Source organism: Georgenia satyanarayanai, assembly GCF_023715365.1.
Lineage (GTDB): Bacteria > Actinomycetota > Actinomycetes > Actinomycetales > Actinomycetaceae > Oceanitalea > Oceanitalea satyanarayanai_B.
On the sequence record NZ_JAMBNZ010000006.1, the window covers coordinates 131,762 to 152,508 of the forward strand.

A 20,747-nucleotide genomic window follows, 5' to 3' on the forward strand; every position below is an offset into this window, starting at 1 on the left:
CGACGACGGCCGGATCGCTGTGCGAAGCTCACGGTGTGGACAGTGCGGCGCCCCGACGAGCATGGCTGCTCATGGCTGCCGGCGACAACCGCGGGCACGGTGGCAACGCGGGGTATGACGACCAGTACGACGCCTACTACTCGTGGGACAGCAATGTTCCCAACCACAAGAAGCTCAGTGTCGGAGACCCCGTCGCGCTGTGGGACAAGGAGCGACTGCTCGGCGTCTCGGTGATCGAGGAGATCGACATCTCGCGCGGTACAAAGGTGCTCCAGCGCTGCCCGGCGTGTGGCACGACGCGCATCAGCGTGCGGAAGAGAGCGACGCCGCGGCACCGGTGCATGAAGTGCCGCCACCAGTTCGAGACGCCGAGTACGGACGTCGTTGAGGTCGACGAGTTCAGGGCGCGGTACGACGCCGCGTGGACATCACTCGACGGTGTGCTCGATGAGCGAACCGTGCGATCACTCGCCGTGCACCCGGGCGACATCAACGCGATGCGGCCGCTCGACTGGGCGGCGTTCGGTGAGGCACTCATCGCCGCTGGGGCACCCCATGCCGTAGGGAGGGTGGACAGCCGCGCGGACATCGACCGTCAGCACCTCAGCGGCCCGCAGGTGGAGATGTCCCACGGGTTCACCACGGCACTCGTGCGTGTTCGTCGCGGACAGCGCCAGTTCCGCGAGCAGATCCTCGCAGTCCAGGGCAGCTCCTGCGCCTTCACGGGCGGGGCGCCCGCTCGCGTCCTCGAGGCGGGACACCTGTACAGCTATGCCGAGCTCGGTACTCATTTCCAGCACGGCGGACTCATGCTCCGGCGGGACATCCACCGGCTCTTCGACGACGGGGCGCTCGCGGTAGAGCCGTCGGCGCTCCGCGCCGATGTCGCCCCTGAGCTGCACACCTTTCCCCAGTACGCCCGGTTGCACGACGCTCCGTTGCGCCTTCGACTCCGCGACGAGCAGGTCGACTGGCTCGCCAAGCACTGGGTCGAGCACCGCCTCGCAGCCGGAGGCTGACTTGGGCTGGTGACCGCTGTCTTCTGGCCGGTCCTCGGCACACCCGTGAGCTGACATCGCGCCCACCTGGCTCAGCGTCCCCAGCAGGCAGCGCCCGATTCGTCGTTCTTTCGCAGGACGCATCGGCCTCCGGCTCGGGGCTGGCAGTCCGACACCGAGTACTACTACGCGCACATCTCGCAGGACGATCTACGCGCACAACGGCATCTTCAAGACGGACGGCAGGGACCGGGAGCGCATCGACGACCATTGGGGACGGGTCGATAGGAGCACCCCCGGCCATCACCGACGAGGAGTGGCACGACGTCCGCGTCGTCCACTGCGCCGGCACCGGCGAGATCGCCGTGTGGGTCGACGGCCACGACACCCCGCTCATGACGGCGACCGACACGACCTTCGACCCCGGCCAGATCGGCTTCGGCTCCTTCGACAACACCGGACGGATGCGCGACCTCGTCGTCTCCGTCTCGGCCGCGCCGCAGGAGGACGTCGCCACGACGACGTCGCTGAGCCTGTCCCGGCAGCTCACCACCTACGGCACGGAGACGACGGCGCGAGTCACCGTCGCCGCCGAGTCCGGGACGCCGTCCGGCACGGTGGAGATCCACGCCGACGGCGAGGTCGTCGCCACCGGTGGGCTCGGGCCCGACGGCCGGGCGTCGGTCGTGCTGCCGCGGGACCTGCCCGCGGGCGGACACCGCCTCACGGCCGTGTTCCCGGGCAGTGACGGCTCCACGGAGTCGACCAGCCGGGCCGCCACCTACGTCGTCCTCCCCGCGCTCTCGCGGGTGGACATCGACGTGGACTCGACAGTCCCCCGGGGCAGCACCCCGGACGTCACCGTCGACGTGTCCGGACGGGATGGCGCGCCGACCCCCACGGGCACCGTCACGGTGACCGCCGGGTTCCGCGTCGTCGGGACGGTGCCGGTCGGTGAGGACGGCAGCGCCGAGGTGCAACTGCCGCCGGTGCGGGGGCTGACCCTGCTCACGGCGACGTGCAGCGGTGACCACGGCTACCTGCCGCGTCTGGACACCGCCACCTTCTGGGGTCGCTGACCGCCCGCAGTCACACCCGAGGCCCTGCACCGCGACGGTGCAGGCCTCGGTCCCGCCCGACACCTTTGTGCGGGAAGCGCTTTCTGCTACGGTCCAACGGCAAGTGCGGCCGAGGGGCCGCGACTCAGTGACGAGACGGCCGCGCGCGCGGCAGACGAAGGAGACCGGCGATGTCCGAGACGCTCGACCAGCTGGCTGCCGCCCGACTCGTGCCCGTCGTCGTGCTCGACGACGCCGCCCACGCCCGCCCGCTGGCCGGCGCGCTCGCCGAGGGCGGGCTGCCCGTCGCCGAGGTGACCTTCCGGACGGCGGCCGCGGCCGCGGCGATCGCGGAGATGGCCAAGGACGGTCGCATCCTCGTCGGCGCCGGCACGGTGCTGACGCCCGCCCAGGTGGACGAGGCCGTCGACGCCGGAGCCCGCTACGTCGTGTCTCCCGGCTTCTCCCGTGCCGTCGTCGAGCGCTGCGCCGCGCGCGGCGTGCTCGCCCTGCCGGGCGCCGTCACCGCCACGGAGATCCAGGCGGCGCTCGAGGCGGGCATCACGACCGTCAAGTTCTTCCCCGCCGAGACCTCCGGCGGCGCCGCGGCGATCAAGGCGCTGTCGGCGCCGTTCGGCGGCGTGCACTTCGTGCCCACCGGCGGCATCGGCCCGGCGAACCTCGCCGAGTACCTGGCCCTGCCCGCGGTCGCGGCGGTCGGGGGCAGCTGGATGGTGCCCCGCGACGCGATCGCCGCCGGCCGTTTCGATGACGTCGCCGCCATGGTCGCCGACGCCGTCGCCCTGACCCGCTGACCGTCGTCGGCCCCGACCCGATCCGAAGGAGAATCCGTTGAGTCTGCAGATCCGTGACGCCGCCGAGTGCCGGTATGACGTGCTGTCGTTGGGTGAGGTGATGCTGCGTCTGGACCCGGGCGAGGGGCGCATCCGTACCGCGCGCAGCTTCCGTGTGTGGGAGGGCGGGGGTGAGTACAACGTCGCACGCGGCCTGCGGCGGGCCTTTGGGCTGCGTGCCGGGGTGCTGACCGCGCTGGTGGACAACGAGGTGGGGCGGTTGGTGGAGGACTTCATCCTCACCGGCGGCGTGGACCCCTCCCTCATCCACTGGGTGCCCTCTGACGGCATCGGGCGCAACGTGCGCAACGGGCTGAACTTCACCGAGCGCGGCTTCGGTGTGCGTGGCGCGGTGGGCGTGTCCGACCGCGGGCACACCGCCGCCTCCCGGCTGCGACCGCAGGACGTGGACTGGGACCACGTGTTCGGTGAGCTCGGGGTGCGGTGGTTGCACACCGGTGGGATTTTCGCCGCCCTGTCCGACACCTCTGCGGAGGTGGTGCTGGCGGCGGTGCAGGCCGCGAAGCGGCACGGCACGGTCGTGTCCTACGACCTGAACTACCGGCCCTCGCTGTGGAAGGACATCGGCGGGCAGGCGCGCGCGCAGGAGGTCAACCGGGAGATCGCGCACCACATCGACGTGATGATCGGCAACGAGGAGGACTTCACCGCCTCCCTCGGCTTCGAGGTCGAGGGCGTGGACGAGAACCTCACCGACCTGGACGTGGCGAGCTTCCGCGCGATGATCGAGAACGTCCAAGCGGCCTACCCGAACTTCGAGGTCATCGGCACGACGATGCGCAGTGTGCACACTGCGACCATCAACGACTGGGGCGCGATCGCCTGGTCCAAGGACGAGGGCTTCGCCCAGGCCACCCACCGGGAGCGGCTGGAGATCCTCGACCGCGTGGGCGGTGGGGACTCCTTCGCCTCCGGCCTCATCTACGGCCTGCTCACCGGGGAGCCGGTGGCCACCGCAGTAGAGTACGGAGCGGCGCACGGAGCGCTGGCCATGACGACCCCGGGTGACACCTCGATGGTGACCAAGGCCGAGATCGTCAAGCTCGCTGCCGGCGGCAGCGCCCGAGTGCAGCGCTGACGGCACCAAGGAGCCCTGGATGACACCCAGCCGCACCGGCGTCACGGGCAACGGACGGGCGGCGACGCTGAGCGACGTCGCCCGTGAGGCCGGCGTCTCGCTCGCCACCGCCTCGCGCGCCATCAACGGCAGCACGAACCGCTCCGTGCGGGCCGACCTGCGTGAGCGCGTCCTGGACGCCGCCGAGCGGCTCCACTACTCCCCGAATGCCAACGCGCAGGCAATGGCACGCGGGCGGACGGCGACGCTCGGCTTGATCGTCCACGACATCGCCGACCCGTTCTTCTCGACGATCGCCGCCGGTGTCACCGAGGCCGCCGACACCGCCGGCCTCGCCGTCACGCTGGCCAACACCCAGTACGACGCCGAGCGCGAGGTCGGCTTCATCCAGACCCTGCAGAACCTGCGGGCACGGTCGATCATCGTCGTCGGTGGCCGACAGGACGACGACGACGCGAACCGGCGCCTGCGCGAGGCCCTGGCCGCCTACCAGGAGCGCGGGGGAGCGGCGGCGATGGTCGGCCAGCCGATCCTCGGCATCAAGGCGGTGCACGTGGACGACCGCGGGGCGTCCGCGGCACTGGCCCGCGCGCTGCACGGCCTGGGCTACCGGCGCTTCGCCGTCCTCGGCGGGCCCGAACGGCACCTCACCGCCGCCGAGCGACGCGGAGGCTTCTGCGAGGCGCTGGCCGAGCTCGGTGCGTCGGTGGCCGAGGAGGCGATCATCCCCTCGCCCTTCGTCCGTGACGGTGGGCACGACGCGATGGTCGAGCTCATGGGCCGCGAGCTCGACGTCGAGGTCGTCTTCGCCGTCAACGACGTCATGGCCCTCGGCGCGATGACGGCGGCCCGCGAGGCGGGCCTGGTCCTGCCCCGTGACATGGCCTTCGCCGGCTTCGACGACATCTTCGCGCTGCGCGACGTCACCCCCACGCTCACCACCGTGCGGATCGACATGGTGGAGATCGGTCGCAAGGCCACCTCGCTGGCCCTGGGCGACGGCGACACCCCCGACGTCGTCACGGTGACGGGTGAGGTCGTCCTGCGTGAGTCCACGCCCGGACCCGGGTAGCACGAAGGCGGTGACCCCTTAGAGGTCACCGCCTCACGTGACGGGATCAGCTGCTGGTCAGACCGTGACGGCCTGCTGGGCGGCTGTGAGCACCTGCTCGAAGAGGCCGCGGACGTCGTCCGCCGGGGCCGCCTCGAGGATCTCGCCCTCGGGCGTGAGGGCCTGGCCGAAGCTCAGGCCCGGGCCGGGGAGGGTGACGGCCTTGACGCGGTCGAGGACCTCGCCGAGCTGGCGGGCGGCGCCGGCGGCAGCGCCCCAGCCGTAGCCGACGACGCCGACCGGCAGGCCGTTCCACTCCGCGTGCAGGGAGTCGATGGCGTTCTTGAGGATCGCGGGGTAGCCGGCGTTGTACTCCGGGACCGTGATGACGAGGCCGTCGTAGGCGCTGACGCGCTCGGCCCAGGCGACGGTGCTGGCGAGGGTGTAGTTGCCGGTGGCCGGCTGTTCCGGCTCGGCGAGGAAGGGCAGGTCGACCTCGGCCAGGTCGATGACGTCGACCTCGGTGCCCTCCGGGGCGAGCGAGGCGACCCACTGGGCCACCTTGTCGCCGATACGCGTGGGGCGGGAGGAACTGACGATGATGCCGATCTTCTGTGTGCTCATGCCACCGTCAATAGATGAATCTTCAACGTTATTCCCTACTCGCGGCATGTGTGGGGCAGGTCACGCGGTGACGGCCCGCTGTCGGCTCACCAAAATGGAAAGCCCATTCCCTAGTCTTTCCGCCACACCGGCACGCGTCATCGGGCAGGGCCCGCAGCGGCTCCTGCGTGGGGGCCTGTCCCACGTCACCAGGGGCACAGCGTCTTCAAGGAGATAACGGTCGAGGAGAACATCATGCTCGGCGCCTACTCCCTGGGGGACCAGTCGGTCCTGCCGGAGCGCTGCGAGTACGTCAAGGAGATCTTCCCGCTCGTCGGGGAGCGCTGGAAGGACACGGCCGGTCTGCTCTCGGGCGGCCAGCAGAAGCAGGTCGAGTTCGCCCGCGCGCTCGTCATCCGTCCCGACGTCGTCCTCCTCGACGAGCCGTCGATGGGCCTGGACCCCAAGCGCGTGACGACGATCTTCGAGCAGGTCGACATCATGCGGAAGGCCGGGGTCGCGGTGCTGCTCGTCGAGCAGAACGCGCGCCGGGCGCTGGAGATGGCCGACATCGGCTGCGTCCTGGACCTCGGGCGGGTCTTCGCCACCGGGCCGGCGCGCGAGTTGCTCGCCGACCCGAAGCTCAGCGACCTCTACCTCGGCGGACGCCCCGCCGCATAGACCCCCATGTGCGCCGAGAGCCGGATTCCTCCATGAGGAATCCGGCTCTCGGCGTTATGGGGTGCGGGCGGGAAGGTCAGGTGAGGTGCGGGGCGAGCTGCTCCCACAGGGCCTCGCCGTCGCCCGCCTCGACGAAGGGGACGCGGTGTCCCTCGGTGAGCCGGCCGCCGTCGTGCTGCCCGCGCCCGCCGTCCAGGGCCTGCGGGGTGCCGTGGGAGAGCACGTGCTCGGTCGGCGTGAGCTGGCGGATGGCGACGGCGGTGACGCGGTCGGGGTGCTCGCGCGCGAGCTCGGCGTAGATCTCCGGGTCGTGCTGCCCGTCGTCGCCCACGAGCAGCCAGCTCAGCTCGGGGAAGTCGATGAGCAGGCGCCGCAGCGTCGTGCGCTTGTGCTCCTGGCCGCTGCGGAACCAGCCGGTGTTCGTCGGCCCCCAGTCGGTCATGAGCATCGGCCCGGCGGGCAGGTCGCTGCGGCGGAAGAAGCGTTCGAGGGCGGGCACGACGTTCCACGCGCCGGTCGACAGGTAGAGCACCGGCGCATCCGGCCGGGCCGCCTGGACGTGCCGGAAGAGCTCGGCCATCCCGGGCACCGGCTGACGGGTGCTCGTGTGCCTGACGAAGGTGTTCCACGCGGCGACGAGGGGGCGCGGCACGCGGGTGACCATGACGGTGTCGTCGATGTCGCTGATGACACCGAAGCGGGTCTCGGCACCGATGACGAGCACCCGCGCCGTCGTCGGCCGGGCGCCGCGGGCGCGCACGGTGATGTCGTGCCACCCCGGTGGCAGGCCGTGGTCGGGGACGAGGAGGTCGAGGTAGCCGCCGCGGTCCACCCGCGCGGAGTGCTCGCGCCCGGCGATCTCGACGACGACGGGCAGGTGCGACACGGGCGTGGTGAGGAAGGAGCGCCACCCGCGCTCGGCCTCCTGCGCCTCGACGAGCTCGTCCTCGGTGGCGCCGACGTCCGCGCCCGCGACGTCGCCGTCGTCCTCCTTGAGCAGCACGCGGGCGAGCACCCGCAGCCGCTCCGGGCTGCCGTACCCGGTGTAGGTGATCGTCGTCGGTCGCCACCCGCGCCGTCGCAGGAGGGGCAGGAGACGACGGTTGAGTCCGTCCTCCAGGGTGGAGGCGAGGGAGGGGCGGGCCATGGTCACGACCGTAGACGAGCGTGCGACGGCCCGCGCCCCGGGGAGGGACGCGGGCCGTGTGGAGGTCAGCGGACCGGCGGCGGGGGGTCGCCGATGTCCCGTCGCTCGACGTACGCGGTGTGGCTGGTGTTGCGGCGCTGACGCTGCATGGCGAAGGCGAGCACGAGGGCGAGCACGCCGACCGCCATGAGGATGTAGCCGATGATCTGGATGTTGAAGACTTCCCAGGTGTCCGGGCTGAGCCCAAAGGCCAGGATCGCGCCGACCACGATGAGGAAGATCCCTCCACCGATTCCCATGACTCATCCTTCCGTTAGAGGTGCCCCGAGTGTGGCGGGACTCCACTGCCGCCGCACCCCGAGCCGGCGGTCAGGCGGTGGCGTCGTCCAGGGTGGGACGGCGCTCGCCGGCCCGCCGCAGCGCCGGGACCGCCACCAGGGACACGAGGAGCGCGGCCGCTGCCGCCGCCGCGACCACCGCGAAACCGGCGCGCGCGCCGTGCAGGTCGATGACCGAGCCGGACACCGAGGCACCGAGGGAGACCCCGATCCCGATGGCGGCGCTGAGCCAGGTGAAGCCCTCGGTCATCCGGCGGGGCGGGACGATGAGCTGGACGAAGGAGTTGCCGTTGACGATCGTCGGGGCGATCGCGAAGCCGGCGAGGAAGCCGACGGCGGCGAGCACCGGGATGGACCCGGCCGCGAGCAGGGCGGCGGTGCCCACGGCGAGGAGTGCCGTGCCGCCGCTGAGCCGCAGCCACAGCGGGCTCGTCCACGGCCGCGCGCCGTAGGTGAGCGCGGCGATGAGGGACCCGAGCGCGACGGCGGCGAGGACGAGCCCGGCCGTCGCGGGCGCGCCGTGCTCCTCGGTGAAGGCCACGACCGAGACGTCGATCCCGCCGAAGACCACCCCGGTGGCGAGGAAGATGACGAGGAGGACGAGCAGCGCCCCGCTGAGCATCGGCTCACCGGTGCGGCGCGGAGGGCGGCCGGTGGCCGGCGGCTCGGTCTCCCGCTGGGAGAGGAACCAGTACCCGCCGACGAGCACGGCGACGATCGGCACGACGAGGGCCGACCAGGGGGTCACGCCCGTGGCGAGGAAGGTGGCGATGACCGGGCCGCCGATGAAGGTGAGCTCGTCCAGGGCCGACTCGAGGGAGTACGCGGTGTGCATCTCGGCCGGCGTGGTGAGGATGCCGCTCCAACGTGCGCGCACGAGCGCGCCGATCGACCCCATCGTCGCGCCGCTCACCCCGGCGGCCAGGTAGAGCACGGCCTCGGGAGCGTGCTGGACGGCGGCCACGACGAGCGCCGTGAGTCCGACGCACGCGACGGCGAGCGAGGGACGCATGACACGCGCCTGCCCGTACCGGTCGACGAGCTTGGCCAGCTGCGGTGAGCAGACCGCCTGGACGACGACGAACACGGCCGACACCCGCCCGGCCATGCCGTAGGAGCCGTACAGCGCCGAGACCATGAGGACGATGCCGAGCCCGACCATCGGCGTGGGGAGTCGGGCGATCAGCCCGGCCAGGGTGAAGCGCAGTGCACCCGGCCGGGCCAGCACGTCGCGGTACGGCTTGAGCACCCCGGCATTCTCCCACCGTGCCGGGGTGCTGAGGGGATCAGCCCAGGGCGTCGTCGACCACAGTCTTGGCCTCGGCCTGCACCTGGGCCAGGTGCTCCTCGCCGCGGAAGGACTCGGCGTAGATCTTGTAGACGTCCTCGGTGCCCGAGGGGCGGGCGGCGAACCACGCGTGCTCGGTGGTGACCTTGAGCCCGCCGATCGGCTCGTCGTTGCCGGGTGCGCGGACGAGCCGCGCGGTGATCGGGTCCCCGGCGAGCGTCGTCGCGGTGACGGCCTCGGGGCTCAGCGCTCCGAGCTTCGCCTTCTGCTCGCGGCTGGCCGGGGCGTCGATGCGGGCGTAGGCGGAGGCACCGAAGCGCTCGACCTGCTCCTCGTGGAGCTGGCTCGGGCTGCGGCCGGTGACCGCGAGGACCTCCGAGGCGAGCAGTCCGAGGATGATGCCGTCCTTGTCGGTGGTCCACACCGACCCGTCCTGGCGCAGGAAGGACGCGCCGGCCGACTCCTCGCCGCCGAAGCCGACCGAGGAGTCGAGCAGGCCCGGCACGAAGTACTTGAAGCCCACCGGCACCTCGAGCAGGCGCCGTCCCAGCCCGGCGGCCACCCGGTCGATGAGCGCGGAGGAGACGAGCGTCTTGCCCACGGCGGCGGCCTGGGGCCAGCCCGGCCGGTGCGCGAAGAGGTACTCGATGGCGACGGCGAGGAAGTGGTTGGGGTTCATCAGCCCGCCGTCGGGTGTGACGATGCCGTGCCGGTCGGAGTCGGCGTCGTTCCCGGTGGCGATGTCGTAGGGGGCCGGTCCGCCGTCCTCGGGGCGCATGACCCGCAGCAGCGAGGCCATCGCCGACGGCGAGGAGCAGTCCATGCGGATCTTGCCGTCCCAGTCGAGGGTCATGAAGGACCAGCGCGGGTCGACCGCCGGGTTGACGACGGTGAGGTCGAGCCCGTAGCGCTCCCCGATCGCGCCCCAGTACTCGACGGCGGCGCCACCGAGCGGGTCGGCGCCGATGCGCACGCCGGCACCGGCGATGGCCTCGAGGTCGACGACGTTGGCGAGGTCGTCGACGTACGCGGCGAGGAAGTCGTGGCGCCGGGTGGTCTCCGCGGCCAGCGCCCGCTCCACGGGGACGCGCGGGACGGCGGCGACGCCGGAGCGGAGGATCTCGTTGGCGCGCGCGGCGATCCACGAGGTCGCGTCGGAGCCGGCCGGCCCGCCGTGCGGCGGGTTGTACTTGAAGCCGCCGTCGCGGGGCGGGTTGTGGGAGGGGGTGACGACGATGCCGTCCGCGCGGCCCGGGCCCTCGACGCGGACGCCGGCGGCGGTCCCGGCCCCGTTGGCGAGGAGGATCGCGTGGGAGACGGCGGGCGTGGGGGTGAAGGAGTCGCGGGCGTCGACCCGCAGCTCGACCCCGGCGGCGGCAAGGACCTCGACGGCGGTGCGCCAGGCGGGCTCGGACAGCGCGTGGGTGTCGCGGCCGATGAAGAGGGGGCCGTCGGTGCCCTGCGCGCGGCGGTACTCGACGATGGCCGCCGTCGTCGCGACGATGTGGGCCTCGGTGAAGGCGGAGTCCAGGCTCGAGCCGCGGTGGCCGGAGGTCCCGAAGACCACCTGTTGGGACGGGTCGTCCATGTCGGGCGTGCGGTCGTAGTACGCGGAGACGACCGCGTCGACGTCGATGAGGTCCTCGGGCAGGGCGGGGGTTCCGGCGCGCTCGTGCATGCTCCGATCCTGCCACTCCGGCCGCACCCCGGCCCACCGATCGGCGTTCCGGTGCCGAGCGCCCGCGACCCGCGGGCGAGCTACCGTGGATCGCATGGACGACCTCGACCAGCCCAGTGACCTCACCGTCGGCGACCTCGACCCCGCCGCGCCCGTCCCGGCCGGGCACGCGGTCCTTGACGTGCGCGAGCAGGACGAGTGGGACGCCGGGCACATCCCCGGCGCCGTCCACATCCCGCTCGGTGAGCTGCCCGACCGCCTCGACGACCTGCCCGAGGAGGACCTCCTCGTCGTGTGCCGCTCCGGCGGCCGCTCGATGCGCGCGACCGCGTGGCTCAACCACTCCGGCTTCACCGCCCGCAACCTCGACGGCGGCATGCACGCCTGGGGCGCGGCGGGCCTGGCGATGACCGCCGACGAGGGGCGTGACCCGTACGTCCTGTAGTCACCGATAGGCTTGGTGACCATGGGTAAGAAGAGCCGTAAGCGCCAGTCCGAGGCCCCCCGCCCCAAGCGGGTGGAGGTGCCCTTCGTCGAGCGTCCCTTCGAGGGCCTGCCGGGGGAGACGGACTGGGTCGCGATGCGCGAGGTCGTCCCCTCCGCGACCGCCACCGTCCGCACGACGGCGGAGTACGGCTCCCGCGAGGTCGTCGTCGCCACCATGCTCCCCGAGCTCTGGCCGGCGCTGCACCGCGAGGACGGCACCGTCCTCGTCGGCCTGCAGACCGCCGCGAAGTCCGGGGACGCGAGCCGCGACGTCGCCGCCGCGCTCCTCCTCGCCCTCGACGCCGAGCCCGGCGCGCCGGTTCTCAACCTCGGCATCCTCGAGCCCGGCCCGCGCCTGCAGGACGTCCTCGATCTCACCGTTCCCTTTGAGCCGGTCATCCACGACGACTTCGCGTTCTGGCTCGCCGCCGACCAGGAGCGCGACGCGGAGGTCACCGCTGCCATCGAGCAGTCCAGCGAGGGCATCGTCCCGACCGTCAAGGTCGACGGCGTCCAGTCCGCGTACTGGTGCCGCATGGGCCGGGAGTTCCTGCGCTGGGCACGCCCCGAGCCGCAGGAGGACGTGCTGGACGCCTTCGCGCGGCTCCACGCCCGCCGCGAGTCCGAGCTGGAGGAGGGCGCCCGCTTCGTCGGGGCCTTCCGCACCAGCGGGATCCTCGTGCCGGTGTGGGAGCTGGTGGCCGGCACCGAGGCGGACGAGCTCGCCGGTCCGTGCGCCGAGTTCGAGAAGCGTCTGGAGGCGGCGCTCGCGGAGACGGGCCCACTCGACGCCGACGCCCGGCGCGCTCGCGCGGGGATCGTCTCCCGCCAGGTCACACTCCGCTGACTGCCCTGTGCCGTGAACCTGCACGAAGGCCCTGACCGCGACTACGCTCGAGGGGTGAACCGGCGCCCCAGCCCCCAGCGGGTCGCCGTCGTGATCCCGGCCAAGGACGAGGGCGAGCGGATCGCGGCGACCGTCAGGGCCGCACGTGCCATCCCGCACGTCGACCTCGTCGTCGTCGTCGACGACGGCTCCACCGACGCGACCCAGCACATCGCGCGGGCCGCGGGCGCCGTCGTCGTGCGCCACTCCGTCAACCGGGGCAAGGCCTCGGCGATGGAGACCGGTGCGTCCGTCGTCGCCATGCGCGACGCCCCGGACGGCCCGCGCCGGCTCCTGCTCTTCATCGACGCCGACCTCGGGGAGACCGCCGTCGGGGTGGCCCCGCTCGTGGACGCCGTGCTCGGCGGCACCGCCGACTGCGCCATCGCCGTCCTGCCGCCCCAGCCGGGTGCGGGCGGGCGCGGGATCGTCGTCGGCAAGGCCCGGCGCGCCATCGCCCGTGCGACCGGCTGGCTGCCCACCCAGCCGCTGTCCGGCCAGCGCTGCCTCACCCGCGAGGCCTTTGAGGCGGCCGTGCCGCTGGCCGCCGGGTGGGGCGTGGAGACCGGCATGACGATCGACCTGCTCGTCAAGGGCTTCACGCTCGTCGAGGTGCCCTGCGACCTGCGGCACCGTGCGAGCAGCAACGACCTCGGCGGCCAGCTCCACCGCGCCGCCCAGTACCGCGACGTCACGCTTGCCGCGGCCGTGCGCCGCGCCCGCGGCGTGCGGGTGGGCGCGCGCCGGCTCGGCGACCGCCCCACGCGGCAGGAGCCCGGCCGGCCCTACCGCGCCGTCGCCACCGGCTGAGCCGGCCTCGCCGCCCGCAGCCGCAGCAGCCAGCTCGCGACCACCCCGATGAGGAGCGGTACCGCGACCGAGATGCCGATCGCGGGGATGACGATGCCGGAGTCGTTGACCGCGAAGCCGATCCCCAGCGCGATCGCGACGGCGACGAGCGCCGGGCGCAGCATCCGCGCGTCGGCCTCCAGGCGCCGCAGCGAGGAGCCCTCCGCGAGCCACCCGTAGGCGGCGTGGTCACCCCGGCGCGCAGCGCGGCGCAGCGGCTGGGTGAGGACGAGGACGACGAGCGCGATCCCACCCGCGGCGAGGAAGGTGAGGGTGGAGCCGAAGAGGTTGGCGAGGTTCTGCCCGAGCTTGCGCAGGACGACGTCGAGGAGCCCGCCGTCGAGCACGGTCTCGACGAAGCGGCCCAGGTGGCTGCGCTCGGCGGGCGGGCGCAGCCAGTCGACCACCGAGAACGACAGGGCGACGACGGCGGCGACGCCGAGGACGAGCACCACTCGCTGCCACGTCAGCCGCACCCCCAGGGCGAGCAGCGCGAGAATCATGAAGGCCGGCAGCAGCGCCGGCGGGCCGCCGAAGTCCGCGCCGATGCCCGGCGCCCCGTTGAGGACCGTCGCGACGATCCCGACGACGCCGACGACGAGTGCTGCTGCCCGCCGTCGCCCGCGGCGCACGAGCGGCTCGGCGAGGCAGGCCGCGGTGAGGACCGTGCTCGTGGCCCACAGGGCGAAGGAGGAGTTGTTGATGCCGTAGAAGCGTCCGCCCACTTGCGGCTGGACGCCCATGAGCGCGGCGAGCTGGAGCCGGGCGCCGGTGATGACGTCGACGGCGAGGACGACGGCGGTGATGCCGGCGACGATCCCCACGGGCGCGAGGAGGCGGCGGCGCCAGATCCGGGCGAGGGCGAGCCCCGCGACGAGCGCGGCGATGGCGAGCGTGGCGGTGTAGACGACGAGCCCGGGCGAGCCGGTGCGCCACCACGGCAGGAGGTTGGCGAGATAGCTGGCGACGGGCACGGCGGCAACGGTGACGGCGGCCCCGCGCAGTGCCCGCAGTGCGGAGTCCGGGTCGACGGCCCGCGCGGCGCGGCCGATCCCGGCCCACCCGCTCGAGCGACGCCGGTTCAGCCAGCGGCTCACGCGGTCGAGGACGCCGCGGTTGAGACCGACGGTGACGAGCGCGTAGAGCGCGAGGTTGACGAGCACGAGCCCGGAGAAGAAGGGCGCGGTCAGCGGGCGGACGGCTATCGCGTGCCGGTTCTCGTCGATGAGCGTGGCGATGCGTGCGGCGCCGGAGCCCTCGCCCGGGGCGACCCGGAGCGGTGCGCCGGCCAGGCCAGTGGGGGCATCGATCGCGAGGCGGTCGAGGAGCGTGGGCAGGAGGTCGGTGGACTGGATCATGCCCGGCTGGCGGGTGGAGCGGCTCTCGAGCATCCCGGCCGGCTCGTGCTGCGCGGCGAGCGCGGCCACCTGCATGACCGGCGTGGTGCCGGAGTCCGCGAGCGAGGCGAGCAGGACGGTGGCGTCGGCGGGCAGGGCGTCCACGACGGCCGCGGCACGCGCCTCGACGACGGCCACCTGCTCGGTCCGGTCGAGCCCGGCCAGCGGCCAGTCGCTCGTCGCCTTCTCCGGGGCGTCGTCCTCGGGGCCGGAGAAGCGCCGGTCCGTGGCCGGCAGGAGCGGGCGGTCGCGGTCGCGGACGGCACCGAGGTCGACGACGAGCAGCCCTGCCTCGCGCGCGAGCCGCTCGACGAGCCCGCCGAGCCGGGCCGGGTCCTCCGGGCGGGGGACGTACTCGCCGACGACGGCGCCGGCCGGGTCGGCGAGCGCGATCGCGGCGCCCGGCCCCACGCCGGCCGCGGCCACGCCGGCACCGGAGACGGCTTCACCCAGGGTGCCGGGGCGGGCGTCGTAGGAGGCGTCCGCGGCGGCGGTGAGGTAGTCCGACCAGCCGGGGACCACGCCGTCGGCGACGTCCTCGAGGCGACGGCAGACGCCGGTGGTGGCGGCGGGCAGGTCCGCGGCGCGGCGACCTGCGGAGACGGCGAGCCAGCCGTCGGCCGGACAGGTGCTCGAGCGCACGGAACGGACCACCGAGTTCGCGACACCGGCGTCCTCCGCGAGCGCCCACAGCCGCGGGGTGGCGAGGGCGGACAGGTCCTCCCAACGCAGCCCGCCCGTGCCGAGGAGGACGACGGGTGCGCCGGACGACGGGGCCGGGGCGGCGGCGTCGTCCTCCGTGGCGCCGAAGGCGGCGCCGGCGACGGGCAGGACAAGTGCAGCGATGAGTGCCACCGCGAGCAGGAGCAGGCCTACGCGCGTGACGGTGTTCCGACGACGCCTCACCCCGGCAGCCTACGTGGCGCCCGACCGCTGGCTACGCTGCCCCGGTGCGCACGGCGCGCACCGACGCAGAGGAGAGCCGATGTCCGAGCAGCAGCTGGCCCGCTACACCTACCTCGGTCCCGAGGGGACCTTCACCGAGGCGGCGCTGCGAGCCTTCGTCGGCACCGAGCACGTGCGCACCCACCCCTCCACCGACGTCGTCTCCGCGCTCGACGCCGTCCGCGGCGGCCGCGCCGACTTCGCCGTCGTGCCGATGGAGAACTCCGTCGAGGGCGGGGTCAACGTCACCCTCGACACGCTCGCGTCCTCGCCCGAGCCGCTCGTCATCGTGGGGGAGGTCGTCGTCCCGGTCGCCTTCGTCCTCGCCGTCGTGCCCGGCACCACGCTCGACCAGGTGCGCCGGGTCTCGACCCACCCGCACGCGTGGGCGCAGTGCCGCGGCTGGGTGGGCCGCGAGCTCGACGGCGCGGTGCACGTCCCGGCGACGTCCACCGCCGCGGCCGCCGCGATCCTCGCCGACGGGGGGCGTGAGGCCGGCTTCGACGCCGCCCTGTGCTCGGCGCTGTCCGCCGAGCGCTACGGCCTGGAGGCGCTCGCCGAGGGCGTGGCGGACAACCCGCACGCGGTGACGCGCTTCGTCGTCGTCTCCCGGCCCGGCGTGCTGCCCGAGCCGACGGGCGCGGACAAGACCACGCTCATGGCCCATCTGCCCGACAACGAGGCCGGTGCGCTCCTCGACATGCTCGAGCAGTTCGCGGTGCGGGGGGTCAACCTCTCGCGCATCGAGTCGCGGCCGATCGGGGACTCCCTGGGGCGGTACTCCTTCTCGATGGACCTCGAGGGGCACGTCGCGGAGGAGCGGGTCGCGGCCGCGCTCATCGGCCTGCACCGGGTGTGCCCGCTCGTGCGCTTCATGGGCTCCTACCCGCGGTGGGACCGCGTGGCCCCGCACGTGGCGCCCGGCACCCACGACGCCGACTTCGTCGCCGCCCGCGCCTGGGTCGAGCGCGTCCGCACCGGCCAGGTGTAGCCCCCCGTATCGCCGAGAGCCGGATTCTCCGGACGGAGCGCGACGCTCCGCCCGAGAAATCCGGCTGTCGGCGGGGGAGGGGCGGCGCTCCGCCCGAGAAATCCGGCTGTCGGCGGGGGAGGGGCGGCGCCCCGCCGGAGTCCGGCCGTCGGCGGCGGCGGGGGAGGGGCGGCGCCCCGCCGGAGTCCGGCCGTCGGCGGCAGCGGGCGACAGTGCACGAGGGGGGAGCGAGGCGGGACGGGAGTGCAGGATCACCTCCGGGCCGGGGCGCGGACGCTCGGGCTGGCCACTACGGTCGGCACGTGGGCTGGGAGCAGTGGGTCGCCGTCATCGCACTCGTCGTCGCCGTCGCCGGCCTCGTCGTAGGGCTCGCTGTGTGGCGCGCGCTTCAGCGCCGCACCCCGTCCTTCTCGCAGGACGATCCCCCGGCGCCGCAGCCCGAGGTGCCGAGCGGACCCCCCGCCGTCGTCTTCAACCCGTCCAAGGGCGCCGACGGCGCGCGGCTGCGCGCGCTCGTCGCCGAGGTGGCGGCCGAGTCGGGGCTGCCTGAGCCGCTGTGGCTGGAGACGACCGTCGAGGACCCGGGCAGCGGCCAGGTCCGCACCGCCCTCGAGCAGGGCGCATCCGTCGTCATCGCCGCCGGCGGCGACGGGACCGTCCGCGCCGTGGCCCAGGGCCTGGCCGGGACGGGCACCCCGATGGGCATCCTGCCCATGGGCACCGGCAACCTCCTCGCCCGCAACCTCGACCTCCCGCTCAGCGGCCACCGCGACATGGCCGTCGCGGCGCTGACGGGCCGCAACCGGTCGATGGACCTCGGCTGGCTCCGCCTGGAGAAGCCGCCCGCGGCCACCCAGCCGGAGGACGACGTCTACCGCGGCGAGCCCGGCCGCACCGAGGTCGCGCCCACGCCCTCGGACGGCAGCACGGCTCCGGAGGTCAAGGCGGGTGAGGTGCCCGGCGCCGAGCTCGAGGAGGAGCACGTCTTCCTCGTCATCGGCGGCATGGGCTTCGACGCCGCGATGGTCGGCGGCGCCGACGACGAGCTCAAGGCCCGGATCGGCTGGATCGCCTACTTCGTGGGCGGCGTCAAGCACCTGCTCGGCCGCAAGATGCGCGCGACCCTGGAGCTGGGCGACTCCTCCAAGACCGCCGCATTCCAGGCGCGCACCGTGCTCATCGCCAACTGCGGGCGCCTGCCCGGCGGCGTCGTCCTCTTCCCCGACGCCCAGCTCGACGACGGCTGGCTCGACGTCGCGGCCATCGACACGCGCGGCGGGATCATCGGCTGGGCCGACCTGCTGCGCAAGGTCGTGCTCCAGGGAGTGGGCGTGCGGCGCGACCCGCTGCCCTACAGCACCGGCAGCATCGACTTCCGTCGGGCGCAGACCCTGACGATCCGCACCGAGGAGCCGGAGTCCGTCCAGGTCGACGGCGACCTCCTCGGCGAGGCCGCCGTCGTCCACGCCCGGGTCGAGCCCGGTGGGCTGGTCGTGCGCACCCCCTGAGAGGTGCTCGCGGTCGCCGGTGCGGCGAGTAACACGTCAGCTGTCGGCGGTCGTGGGCGCCCGGGCCCAGCGCGCCCGGGGGTCCGGTGGGGACTACTCCTCCTCGGCGTGGAGGCGCGGGACGCGCTCGGGGCCGCCGCGCACGCCGACCTTGCCGGCGTAGAACGCGCGGACCTTGTCCATGTCGGCGCGGACGTCACCGGTCATCGTGAGGGTCGGGCCGAGGCCGGCGGTCATCGAACGGCGGTCGACGTAGCCGAGGGTGACGGTCATGCCCGTGGCCCGGGCGATCCGGTAGAAGCCGGACTTCCAGTACGGCGTCGCCGAGCGGGAGCCTTCGGGGGTGATGACGAGGTAGGTCGGGCCGCTGCGCACCTGTGCGACGAGCTCGTCGACGAGGCCGCTCGGGTCCTCGCGCTGGACCGGGATTCCGCCCAGCGCCCGCATGAGCGGCCCGAAGGGCCGCTTGAACAGGCTGTTCTTCCCGAGCCAGCGCACGTTGACGCCCCAGTGCCACGAGAGCGCGAGCATGAGGACGAAGTCCCAGTTGGACGTGTGCGGGGCACCGAGGAGGATCCCGCGTCCCTCGGCGGGCGGCTGGGTCGGGTCCGGGGACCAGCGGCTCATGCGCCAGTAGGCGCGGGCCAGGGCGCGGCGGATTCTCACGTGGCAGACCCTAGTGGCACCCGTGCCCGCGTGTGGGGCGGGCGGCCACCCCGGATAGGCTCGGGACGTGATCGATCTCAGAGCCATGCGCGAGCAGCCCGACCTCGTCCGTGCCAGCCAGCGTGCCCGCGGTGAGGACCCGGGCCTGGTCGACCGTGCCCTGGAGGCCGACGAGCGCCGCCGCTCCGCGCTCACCGCCTTCGAGCAGCTGCGCTCGGAGCAGAAGGAGGTCAGCCGCTCCGTCGGCAAGGCCGCCCCCGAGGAGCGCCCTGCCGTCCTGGCCCGCGCCAAGGAGCTCGCCGAGCGCGTCAAGACCGCCGAGCGCGACGCCGCCGCTGCCGCCGAGGAGGCCTCGACGGTCACCTACCAGCTGTCGAACGTCATCGTCGACGGCGTGCCCCCGGGTGGGGAGGACGACTTCGTCGTGCTCCGCACCGAGGGCGAGCGTCGCGAGCTCGAGCAGGTCCGCGACCACCTCGAGCTCGGCGAGGGCCTCGCGGCCATCGACGTCAAGCGCGGCGCGAAGGTCTCCGGCGCCCGCTTCTACTACCTCACCGGCGTCGGCGCCCGCCTCGAGCTGGCGCTCCTCAACGCGGCCATGGACCAGGCGATCGCCGCCGGCTTCACCCCGATGATCACCCCCACGCTCGTCTCCCCTCAGGTGATGAGTGGGACCGGCTTCCTCGGCGAGCACGCCGACGAGATCTACCACCTGCCCGCCGACGACCTCTACCTCACCGGCACCTCCGAGGTGGCGCTCGCGGGCTACCACGCCGACGAGATCCTCGACCTGTCCGCCGGGCCCATGCGCTACGCCGGCTGGTCCACCTGCTACCGCCGCGAGGCGGGTTCCTACGGCAAGGACACCCGCGGGATCATCCGCGTCCACCAGTTCAACAAGGTGGAGATGTTCAGCTACACCACCGCCGACGACGCCCAGGACGAGCACGCCCGCCTGCTCGCCTGGGAGGAGGAGATGCTCGCCAAGGTCGAGCTCCCCTACCGCGTCATCGACGTCGCCGCCGGTGACCTCGGCTCCTCCGCCGCCCGGAAGTTCGACTGCGAGGCCTGGCTGCCCAGCCAGGAGCGCTACATGGAGGTCACCTCCACCTCCAACTGCACCACCTTCCAGGCCCGCCGCCTCGGCGTGCGGCACCGCGGCGCGAACGGCACCGAGCCGGTCGCCACCCTCAACGGCACCCTCGCCACCACCCGCTGGCTCGTCGCGATTCTCGAGAACCACCAGCTCCCGGACGGTTCCGTCCGTGTCCCCGCCGGGCTGCAGCCCTACCTCGGCGGCCTGGAGGTCCTCTCACCGGTGGCGCCGCGATGACGCTCACCGTCGACGCCGTCCGCGACCGCCTCCCCGCCGCCCTCCCGGCAGCCGGGCCCGAGCTCCTCGTCGCGCTCGACATCGACGGCACGCTCATCGACCACGAGGAGCGGATGACGACGACGGTGCGCCAGACCGTCGGCCGCCTGCGCGACGCGGGGGCCCGGGTGGTCCTCTCGACGGGCCGCTCGGTCTCCGCCGTCGTGCCCATCCTCGAGGAGCTTGAGCTGCGCGAGGGCTGGGCGGTGTGCTCCAACGGTGCCGTCTGCCTGCGGCTGGACCCGGCCCTCGAGGACGGCCACGAGATCAGCGACGTCGTCACCTTCGACCCCGAGCCGGCGCTGCGCCTGCTGCGCGAGGAGCTGCCCGACGGCCTCTTCGCCGTCGAGGACCTCGGCCGCGGCTTCAAGGTCACCGCCCCCTTCCCCATGGGAGAGCTGAGCGGGGAGATGACCGTCGTCGACTTCGAGGAGCTGTGCGCCGCTCCGGCCAGCCGCGTGACGCTGCGCGCCCCGCACCTGTCCGCCGCGGACTTCCACGCGCTCGTCGAGCGCGTCGGCCTGCACGGTGTCTCCTACGCCGTCGGGTGGACCGCCTGGCTCGACCTCGCCCCCGACGGCGTCACGAAGGCGTCCGCGCTCGACATGCTGCGCGAGCGCATGGGCGTGGCACCGGGCGCCACGGTCGCGGTGGGCGACGGGCGCAACGACGTCGAGATGCTCCGCTGGGCGGGGCTCGGTGTCGCGATGGGTGGCGCGGACGAGGTGACCCGCGCGGCCGCGGACCTCGTCACCGCACCGGTCGAGGAGGACGGCATCGTGCCGGTCCTGTCCGCTCTCCTCCCCGCGTGACCAGATCGTGACCACCTGCAAGGGGTGAAATCCTTGCAGG

20 protein-coding genes are annotated in these 20,747 nt (G+C 73.5%); 13 read left to right on the plus strand and 7 right to left on the minus strand.

The genetic code is table 11. The features are described from left to right. The first annotated feature begins 71 nt into the window (after nucleotides 1–71). The 5 genes from M3148_RS09600 to M3148_RS09620 all read left to right on the plus strand — a co-directional run bounded on the left by M3148_RS09600 (nucleotide 72) and on the right by M3148_RS09620 (nucleotide 5,081). Nucleotides 72–1,019 (plus strand): HNH endonuclease signature motif containing protein, encoded by a 948-nt coding sequence (locus M3148_RS09600; protein WP_251304464.1) that lies wholly within the window; start codon nucleotides 72–74, stop codon nucleotides 1,017–1,019. 344 nt (nucleotides 1,020–1,363) lie between these two features. Beyond that, entirely contained in the window at nucleotides 1,364–2,077 is a 714-nt protein-coding gene (locus M3148_RS09605) for an Ig-like domain-containing protein (protein ID WP_251304465.1), read from the plus strand. A gap of 170 nt (nucleotides 2,078–2,247) precedes the next feature. After that, nucleotides 2,248–2,871: a bifunctional 4-hydroxy-2-oxoglutarate aldolase/2-dehydro-3-deoxy-phosphogluconate aldolase gene (gene eda / locus M3148_RS09610; protein ID WP_251304466.1), complete on the plus strand. Its 624-nt coding sequence runs from the start codon at nucleotides 2,248–2,250 to the stop codon at nucleotides 2,869–2,871. A gap of 37 nt (nucleotides 2,872–2,908) precedes the next feature. Continuing rightward, nucleotides 2,909–4,009, plus strand: coding sequence for a sugar kinase (locus tag M3148_RS09615; protein ID WP_251304468.1), 1,101 nt, complete (start codon nucleotides 2,909–2,911; stop codon nucleotides 4,007–4,009). A 19-nt stretch (nucleotides 4,010–4,028) separates the two neighbouring features. Further along, nucleotides 4,029–5,081 carry a LacI family DNA-binding transcriptional regulator gene (locus M3148_RS09620; RefSeq protein ID WP_251304469.1) on the plus strand — a complete coding sequence of 351 codons (1,053 nt, stop codon included), beginning with the start codon at nucleotides 4,029–4,031 and terminating at the stop codon, nucleotides 5,079–5,081. 57 nt (nucleotides 5,082–5,138) lie between these two features. Here the strand turns inward: M3148_RS09620 and M3148_RS09625 are convergent, their stop codons facing one another. Next, nucleotides 5,139–5,684 carry an NADPH-dependent FMN reductase gene (locus tag M3148_RS09625; RefSeq protein ID WP_251304470.1) on the minus strand — a complete coding sequence of 182 codons (546 nt, stop codon included), beginning with the start codon at nucleotides 5,682–5,684 and terminating at the stop codon, nucleotides 5,139–5,141. 234 nt (nucleotides 5,685–5,918) lie between these two features. Between M3148_RS09625 and M3148_RS09630 the strand changes: the two genes are divergently transcribed. After that, nucleotides 5,919–6,344 (plus strand): ATP-binding cassette domain-containing protein, encoded by a 426-nt coding sequence (locus tag M3148_RS09630; RefSeq protein ID WP_251304471.1) that lies wholly within the window; start codon nucleotides 5,919–5,921, stop codon nucleotides 6,342–6,344. A 76-nt stretch (nucleotides 6,345–6,420) separates the two neighbouring features. Here M3148_RS09630 and M3148_RS09635 read toward each other — a convergent pair whose 3' ends face one another. From M3148_RS09635 to pgm, 4 genes are all read right to left on the minus strand, one after another. Further along, complete coding sequence (locus M3148_RS09635) at nucleotides 6,421–7,491, minus strand: App1 family protein (RefSeq protein WP_251304472.1); 1,071 nt, start codon at nucleotides 7,489–7,491, stop codon at nucleotides 6,421–6,423. 65 nt (nucleotides 7,492–7,556) lie between these two features. Next, the gene (locus M3148_RS09640) at nucleotides 7,557–7,790 is read right to left on the minus strand and encodes a DUF6458 family protein (RefSeq protein ID WP_251304473.1); all 234 of its coding nucleotides are present in this window, start codon (nucleotides 7,788–7,790) and stop codon (nucleotides 7,557–7,559) included. Between the two features lie 70 nt (nucleotides 7,791–7,860). Further along, nucleotides 7,861–9,078, minus strand: coding sequence for an MFS transporter (locus tag M3148_RS09645; protein ID WP_251304475.1), 1,218 nt, complete (start codon nucleotides 9,076–9,078; stop codon nucleotides 7,861–7,863). A gap of 37 nt (nucleotides 9,079–9,115) precedes the next feature. After that, nucleotides 9,116–10,795: a phosphoglucomutase (alpha-D-glucose-1,6-bisphosphate-dependent) gene (gene pgm / locus M3148_RS09650; RefSeq protein WP_251304476.1), complete on the minus strand. Its 1,680-nt coding sequence runs from the start codon at nucleotides 10,793–10,795 to the stop codon at nucleotides 9,116–9,118. Between the two features lie 94 nt (nucleotides 10,796–10,889). Here pgm and M3148_RS09655 point away from each other — a divergent pair, with 94 nt between their 5' ends. Genes M3148_RS09655 through M3148_RS09665 form a run of 3 tightly spaced genes read left to right on the plus strand, consistent with a single transcriptional unit; the run spans nucleotide 10,890 to nucleotide 12,977 of the window. Then, on the plus strand, nucleotides 10,890–11,240 hold the full coding sequence (locus M3148_RS09655) for a rhodanese-like domain-containing protein (RefSeq protein ID WP_251304478.1): 351 nt from the start codon (nucleotides 10,890–10,892) through the stop codon (nucleotides 11,238–11,240). A 21-nt stretch (nucleotides 11,241–11,261) separates the two neighbouring features. Continuing rightward, nucleotides 11,262–12,128: a DUF5926 family protein gene (locus M3148_RS09660; protein WP_251304479.1), complete on the plus strand. Its 867-nt coding sequence runs from the start codon at nucleotides 11,262–11,264 to the stop codon at nucleotides 12,126–12,128. Nucleotides 12,129–12,182: 54 nt separating this feature from the next. Further along, nucleotides 12,183–12,977: a glycosyltransferase family 2 protein gene (locus M3148_RS09665; protein WP_251304480.1), complete on the plus strand. Its 795-nt coding sequence runs from the start codon at nucleotides 12,183–12,185 to the stop codon at nucleotides 12,975–12,977. Here M3148_RS09665 and M3148_RS09670 read toward each other — a convergent pair. Continuing rightward, complete coding sequence (locus M3148_RS09670) at nucleotides 12,953–15,319, minus strand: hypothetical protein (protein ID WP_251304481.1); 2,367 nt, start codon at nucleotides 15,317–15,319, stop codon at nucleotides 12,953–12,955. The genes M3148_RS09665 and M3148_RS09670 overlap by 25 nt on opposite strands. 79 nt (nucleotides 15,320–15,398) lie before the next feature. Here M3148_RS09670 and pheA point away from each other — a divergent pair, with 79 nt between their 5' ends. Together pheA and M3148_RS09680 are read left to right on the plus strand one after the other, a co-directional pair. Continuing rightward, complete coding sequence (pheA, locus tag M3148_RS09675; RefSeq protein ID WP_251304482.1) at nucleotides 15,399–16,349, plus strand: prephenate dehydratase; 951 nt, start codon at nucleotides 15,399–15,401, stop codon at nucleotides 16,347–16,349. A gap of 302 nt (nucleotides 16,350–16,651) precedes the next feature. After that, complete coding sequence (locus M3148_RS09680) at nucleotides 16,652–17,857, plus strand: diacylglycerol/lipid kinase family protein (protein WP_251304483.1); 1,206 nt, start codon at nucleotides 16,652–16,654, stop codon at nucleotides 17,855–17,857. Nucleotides 17,858–17,950: 93 nt separating this feature from the next. Here M3148_RS09680 and M3148_RS09685 read toward each other — a convergent pair whose 3' ends face one another. Next, nucleotides 17,951–18,523: a 1-acyl-sn-glycerol-3-phosphate acyltransferase gene (locus M3148_RS09685; RefSeq protein ID WP_251304484.1), complete on the minus strand. Its 573-nt coding sequence runs from the start codon at nucleotides 18,521–18,523 to the stop codon at nucleotides 17,951–17,953. Between the two features lie 67 nt (nucleotides 18,524–18,590). On the opposite strand from M3148_RS09685, the gene serS reads away from it, so the two are divergent. Both serS and M3148_RS09695 read left to right on the plus strand, forming a co-directional pair. Beyond that, the gene (gene serS, locus M3148_RS09690; protein ID WP_251304485.1) at nucleotides 18,591–19,856 is read left to right on the plus strand and encodes a serine--tRNA ligase; all 1,266 of its coding nucleotides are present in this window, start codon (nucleotides 18,591–18,593) and stop codon (nucleotides 19,854–19,856) included. Beyond that, complete coding sequence (locus M3148_RS09695; protein ID WP_251304487.1) at nucleotides 19,853–20,707, plus strand: HAD family hydrolase; 855 nt, start codon at nucleotides 19,853–19,855, stop codon at nucleotides 20,705–20,707. The genes serS and M3148_RS09695 overlap by 4 nt, the downstream gene beginning before the upstream one ends. Nucleotides 20,708–20,747 lie beyond the last annotated feature (40 nt).

Excerpts from the sequence above, each read along its gene's own strand:
- M3148_RS09600 (WP_251304464.1), top strand. The coding sequence starts at position 72 with ATGGCTGCCGGCGACAACCGCGGGCACGGTGGCAACGCGGGGTATGAC.
- eda (WP_251304466.1), top strand. The coding sequence starts at position 2,248 with ATGTCCGAGACGCTCGACCAGCTGGCTGCCGCCCGACTCGTGCCCGTC.
- M3148_RS09620 (WP_251304469.1), top strand. The coding sequence starts at position 4,029 with ATGACACCCAGCCGCACCGGCGTCACGGGCAACGGACGGGCGGCGACG.
- M3148_RS09625 (WP_251304470.1), bottom strand. The coding sequence starts at position 5,684 with ATGAGCACACAGAAGATCGGCATCATCGTCAGTTCCTCCCGCCCCACG.
- M3148_RS09630 (WP_251304471.1), top strand. The coding sequence starts at position 5,919 with ATGCTCGGCGCCTACTCCCTGGGGGACCAGTCGGTCCTGCCGGAGCGC.
- M3148_RS09635 (WP_251304472.1), bottom strand. The coding sequence starts at position 7,491 with ATGGCCCGCCCCTCCCTCGCCTCCACCCTGGAGGACGGACTCAACCGT.
- M3148_RS09640 (WP_251304473.1), bottom strand. The coding sequence starts at position 7,790 with ATGGGAATCGGTGGAGGGATCTTCCTCATCGTGGTCGGCGCGATCCTG.
- pgm (WP_251304476.1), bottom strand. The coding sequence starts at position 10,795 with ATGCACGAGCGCGCCGGAACCCCCGCCCTGCCCGAGGACCTCATCGAC.
- M3148_RS09655 (WP_251304478.1), top strand. The coding sequence starts at position 10,890 with ATGGACGACCTCGACCAGCCCAGTGACCTCACCGTCGGCGACCTCGAC.
- M3148_RS09660 (WP_251304479.1), top strand. The coding sequence starts at position 11,262 with ATGGGTAAGAAGAGCCGTAAGCGCCAGTCCGAGGCCCCCCGCCCCAAG.
- pheA (WP_251304482.1), top strand. The coding sequence starts at position 15,399 with ATGTCCGAGCAGCAGCTGGCCCGCTACACCTACCTCGGTCCCGAGGGG.
- M3148_RS09695 (WP_251304487.1), top strand. The coding sequence starts at position 19,853 with ATGACGCTCACCGTCGACGCCGTCCGCGACCGCCTCCCCGCCGCCCTC.